The organism is Citrobacter sp. S46_ASV_140 (genome assembly GCF_018919545.1).
GTDB classification, from domain to species: domain Bacteria; phylum Pseudomonadota; class Gammaproteobacteria; order Enterobacterales; family Enterobacteriaceae; genus Citrobacter; species Citrobacter braakii.
Genome location: NZ_JAHLRC010000195.1, coordinates 1 through 4,413 on the forward strand (window position 1 = coordinate 1; position 4,413 = coordinate 4,413).

Here is a 4,413-nt window from a genome sequence, read left to right on the forward strand (position 1 = left end):
GGTATTGGCGCATTGCCGGGAGCAGAGGAAGACATTATGGATTACGAATTTCTGCGCGATATTACCGGAGTGGTAAAAGTGCGTATGTCCATGGGCCACGAGGTGGTGGGGCACTGGTTTAACGAAGAAGTGAAAGAGAACCTGGCCTTACTTGATGAAGTGGAACAGGCGGCGCATGCGGTGAAGGGCAGTGAGCGCTCCTGGCAGCGAGCAGGGCATGAATACACGCTCTGGCTGGATGGTGAAGAGGTGATGGTGCGCGCCAATCAACTGGAATTCTCCGGAGATGAAATGGAAGAGGGGATGAGCTACTACGACGAAGAGAGCTTTTCACTTTGCGGCGTAGAGGACTTTCTTCAGGTCGTGGCGGCTTATCGTGAATTTTTAAAGCAAAAATGATCTTCTTAGGGTTGTGTAATTAACTGGGAGGTTTTAAATTTAGACATCTTGTGAATTAACAAGATGTCTAAATTTTATGGATGAAAGTAAATCAGAAACAGGGATTATCAATCATGAGTTATCTAAAGATAAGTGGGTTTAAAAATAGTAAATGGGCTGTTACTGCGGTTCTTGTTTTTGTTAATTTTGTTTTCTTTGTTTTTTCGGCTTATTTGGATTCGCGGGCGTTTAATTTATATCAAGCATCCTCATTCATCATTGCATGGGGAGGGAATGCGTCTCCGTTAACCCTATCAGGTGAATACTGGAGACTTTTAAGTAGCATGTTTATGCATTTAAGTATTTTTCATTTTTTCTCTAATATGATTGCACTACTTGGGATTGGTTTTTTGTTTGAAAACATGTTTTCACGTAGAGTTTTTATTGCTGTCTATATGTTATCTGGTATCGCTGGAGGGATATTAAGTGCTGTAGTTCATCGATATGAGTTGATAGTTAGTTGTGGAGCATCAGGAGCCATTCTTGGTATTACCGGCTATTTGCTAGCTTTTGGATTGTGTAACAAGATCGAGCTTCCATTTTCTAAAATTTTCACCAATGTTATTATTGTAATATGTTTAGGATTATTTCTGCCTGTAGATAACATGGCACATTTGGGTGGTTTTGTTATTGGGTTCGTCTTAGGTGCCCTAAGTGTAGATGGGAAGACCCATTTTTTTAAAAAACCAGGCAAGGTTTCAATAATTCTGATCATGACAGTGTGTATAATTGAAGGTGCTGTGCTTGCTAAATATTCAATTCCTGAGAATATTAAGTTCGTTCGACTTTCTAGATTAGAGTTTATTGTGAAAGACATGCGAGAGGGTGCCCCAGACCAACCGATAGATTTTAGATTTTTTAACCAATGTGTTGATGCTAGTGTTGAAAGCGGAAGTATTGTTCGATCTGAACTAATCGACTGTGAAAAAATGAGGGGGTTGTTTTATAAATATGGCTTAAGAATTAAAGAGCGTATTGAAGAGGATTTGAATAATTGTATAAATATTACTGAGGATCTGCGTTCTGAAAAGATAAGTGAAACTGAAAAACATAGTATAGAAATAATTAGTAATTATTGCGTGGCCCGACAAAAACTTGTTAATATTTCTTTTAAAAATTATCCAAATTCATCTGTAGATATCAAAAAATATTTTGAAGCTGAACATCAATTTAACGAATCAGTGATCGTGAATGATAACTCTAGTAAAATATTTGAGAATATCCCTGAATTAATATTTAATGCTGTTTCTTTAGAGCGGTGCAGAACTACAATTTGTCGTCGGTGGTAATAAACAATTTTTGTCACAAGACCTGTGTTGAAAATCGGTGTCTGAATGTGAAGTTAGATAAAATTACTTGTATATTATGGGGGGAGTAGATTTCGCGTATCTCTCTCCAGAGCAGACCGGTGATGACATTAGGTTCCTCTTCTCTAAACTCTTTCGGTTCAGTATGGGACGTGCAGTGCTGAAGGTAGATTTCTTTCAGTAAAATCTTAGTATGAAAGATATTTTCCTTGTTCACGTCGTAGGTGTAGTCGCGAACGTGGTACTTCACTCGGTATAGCGTCGTCCCCCCTCCTGATAATCAGCATATTCCTGGCATGGCTAAGGGCCAATACAGGAACGTGGGCCATCATTTCATGATTCATAAACTCATCGCGCTCGGTGATTTGCACCACGCCATCCAGCAGCCAAAATCTTCGTTTTCAAAAATGATGTGATCTTGGTGATCCAAAGTAAACAATGACAGGGAATGCCCAGTCATTGTTTCAATAGACGTTTCAGTGGATAGAGGCTATTTAACGTAAGCCAACAGGCTCAGGGAGTCACGTGCCAGCGCTTTGCATTTCTTGGCCGTTGGGATGCCTATACCGCTGAGGTCGCGGTAGCTGTCTTCACCCAACGCTTTCATATTGAAGGTGTCGTAATTACTTAGGTCCCACTGGTTTTGCTGGGCAAAAAAGACCAGTGCGCGACGAATCTGCCCATTTGGCAAATTCTGGTATCCACAGTCATTTTTCAGAAAAACAAAAACTGCCGTTAAATCGGCCATATCTTCGGCTTCGGACTCACTAAGCGCGTAGCTGTTTGCGCATACGGCCATCAGGCTGCCGAACAAAACGGTTCTGAAAAACGTCTTCATTGCTTCTACCAATGCATCACGGAATTTAAACGTTAGCACACTGCGAGCGAAGCGACGACCTTTATTATTAGCCGTTTACTTGACCTTCCCGTAAGGGGAGGGCTTATGCTTAAAAGATAGCCTGCTTAAGCTGCTGAATATAAGGAAGTGATTATGCAACGTCGTGACTTTTTAAAGTACTCCGTGGCGCTGGGCGTCGCGTCAGCGTTACCTCTGTGGAGCCGGAGCGTATTTGCTGCAGACCGTCCCGCATTACCCATTCCAGACCTGTTAACCGCAGATGCCTCTAACCGTATGCAGCTGATCGTGCAAGCCGGACAGTCGAGTTTTACAGGTAAAACAGCCACGACCTGGGGATATAACGGCAGTTTGCTCGGGCCGGCGGTCAAGCTGAGCAAAGGGCAATCGGTGACGGTGGATATCCATAACCAGCTTGCCGAAGAGACGACGTTGCACTGGCACGGGCTGGAAATCCCCGGTGAAGTCGACGGTGGCCCGCAAGGTATTATTCCGGCGGGTGGGAAACGTTCAGTGACCTTCACACCGGATCAGCGCGCGGCAACCTGCTGGTTCCACCCGCATCAGCATGGGAAGACCGGTCATCAGGTGGCGATGGGCCTTGCCGGACTGGTGCTGATTGAAGATGAAGAGATTCGCAAGCTGCTGCTGCCTAAGCAGTGGGGCATTGATGATGTGCCGGTGATTATTCAGGATAAACAGTTCTCTGCTGATGGTCAGGTTAACTATCAACTGGACATCATGACCGCTGCCGTCGGTTGGTTTGGCGATACGCTGCTGACCAATGGGGCGATTTATCCTCAGCATGCTGCACCGCGCGGTTGGCTGCGTCTGCGTCTGCTAAATGGTTGTAACGCACGCTCACTGAATATTGCGGCCAGCGACAATCGTCCTTTGTACGTTATTGCCAGCGACGGCGGACTGTTGGCGGAGCCAGTAAAAGTGACCGAACTTCCTATGCTGATGGGCGAACGCTTTGAAGTGCTGGTGGATGTGAGCGACGGTAAAGCGTTTGATCTGGTCACTCTGCCTGTGGGGCAGATGGGCATGGCGATTGCGCCATTTGATAAGCCGCATCCGGTGATGCGCGTTCAGCCGCTGCTGATTACCGCTTCCGGCACGTTACCGGATACGCTGACATCCATGCCGGCGCTGCCATCGCTTGAGGGGCTGACGGTGCGCAAACTGCAATTATCGATGGACCCAATGCTCGACATGATGGGCATGCAAATGTTGATGAAGAAGTACGGCGCTCAGGCTATGGCGGGTATGGATCATGGCAAGATGATGGGCCATATGAATAATGACAATATGGGCCACGGGAACATGAAGCATGGCAATATGAACCACGGTGAGATGGGGAATATGCAGCATGGTGACATGGGCAACATGAAGCATGGAACATTCGATTTCCATAATGCCAACCGGATTAATGGTCAGGCGTTTGATATGAATAAACCGATGTTTGCCGCGGCGAAAGGTCAACACGAACGCTGGGTGATTTCCGGTCAGGGCGACATGATGCTGCATCCGTTCCACATTCACGGCACGCAGTTCCGTATTCTGTCTGAAAATGGCAAAGCGCCTGCTGCGCATCGCGCGGGATGGAAAGATACGGTGCGGGTAGAGGGCGGCGTGAGCGAGGTGCTGGTGAAATTTGACCACGACGCGCCAAAGGAACATGCCTATATGGCGCACTGCCATTTGTTAGAGCATGAGGATACCGGGATGATGCTCGGTTTTACCGTATAAACAGCGACGGATAGCGGTGGCGCTATCCGCTAAATGTTTATTCCAAAAACGGATTATTAC

General features: G+C 45.8%; 4 protein-coding genes and 2 pseudogenes. 3 read left to right on the top strand and 3 right to left on the bottom strand.

Annotated features, from left to right (window positions below; genetic code table 11):
• Positions 1-36 precede the first annotated feature (36 nt).
• Both yacL and KQJ19_RS22510 read left to right on the top strand, forming a co-directional pair.
• Positions 37-399, top strand: a complete 363-nt coding sequence (gene yacL / locus KQJ19_RS22505) for a protein YacL (protein WP_016155706.1) — start codon at positions 37-39, stop codon at positions 397-399.
• Between the two features lie 113 nt (positions 400-512).
• Positions 513-1,727, top strand: coding sequence for a rhomboid family intramembrane serine protease (locus KQJ19_RS22510; protein ID WP_216404188.1), 1,215 nt, complete (start codon positions 513-515; stop codon positions 1,725-1,727).
• A 13-nt stretch (positions 1,728-1,740) separates the two neighbouring features.
• Here the strand turns inward: KQJ19_RS22510 and KQJ19_RS24125 are convergent.
• From KQJ19_RS24125 to KQJ19_RS22515, 3 genes and pseudogenes are all read right to left on the bottom strand, one after another.
• Positions 1,741-1,965: pseudogene (locus tag KQJ19_RS24125) on the bottom strand (hypothetical protein); the annotation flags it as partial.
• A gap of 10 nt (positions 1,966-1,975) precedes the next feature.
• Positions 1,976-2,172: pseudogene (locus KQJ19_RS24130) on the bottom strand (polyamine aminopropyltransferase); the annotation flags it as partial.
• Between the two features lie 63 nt (positions 2,173-2,235).
• Positions 2,236-2,583 carry a YacC family pilotin-like protein gene (locus tag KQJ19_RS22515; RefSeq protein ID WP_003018667.1) on the bottom strand — a complete coding sequence of 116 codons (348 nt, stop codon included), beginning with the start codon at positions 2,581-2,583 and terminating at the stop codon, positions 2,236-2,238.
• A 153-nt stretch (positions 2,584-2,736) separates the two neighbouring features.
• Here KQJ19_RS22515 and cueO point away from each other — a divergent pair, with 153 nt between their 5' ends.
• Positions 2,737-4,353, top strand: a complete 1,617-nt coding sequence (gene cueO / locus KQJ19_RS22520) for a multicopper oxidase CueO (RefSeq protein ID WP_216404189.1) — start codon at positions 2,737-2,739, stop codon at positions 4,351-4,353.
• Positions 4,354-4,413: the final 60 nt, after the last annotated feature.

Coding starts and splice junctions, on each gene's coding strand:
- yacL (WP_016155706.1), top strand. CDS start 37: ATGGATTACGAATTTCTGCGCGATATTACCGGAGTGGTAAAAGTGCGT.
- KQJ19_RS22510 (WP_216404188.1), top strand. CDS start 513: ATGAGTTATCTAAAGATAAGTGGGTTTAAAAATAGTAAATGGGCTGTT.
- KQJ19_RS22515 (WP_003018667.1), bottom strand. CDS start 2,583: ATGAAGACGTTTTTCAGAACCGTTTTGTTCGGCAGCCTGATGGCCGTA.
- cueO (WP_216404189.1), top strand. CDS start 2,737: ATGCAACGTCGTGACTTTTTAAAGTACTCCGTGGCGCTGGGCGTCGCG.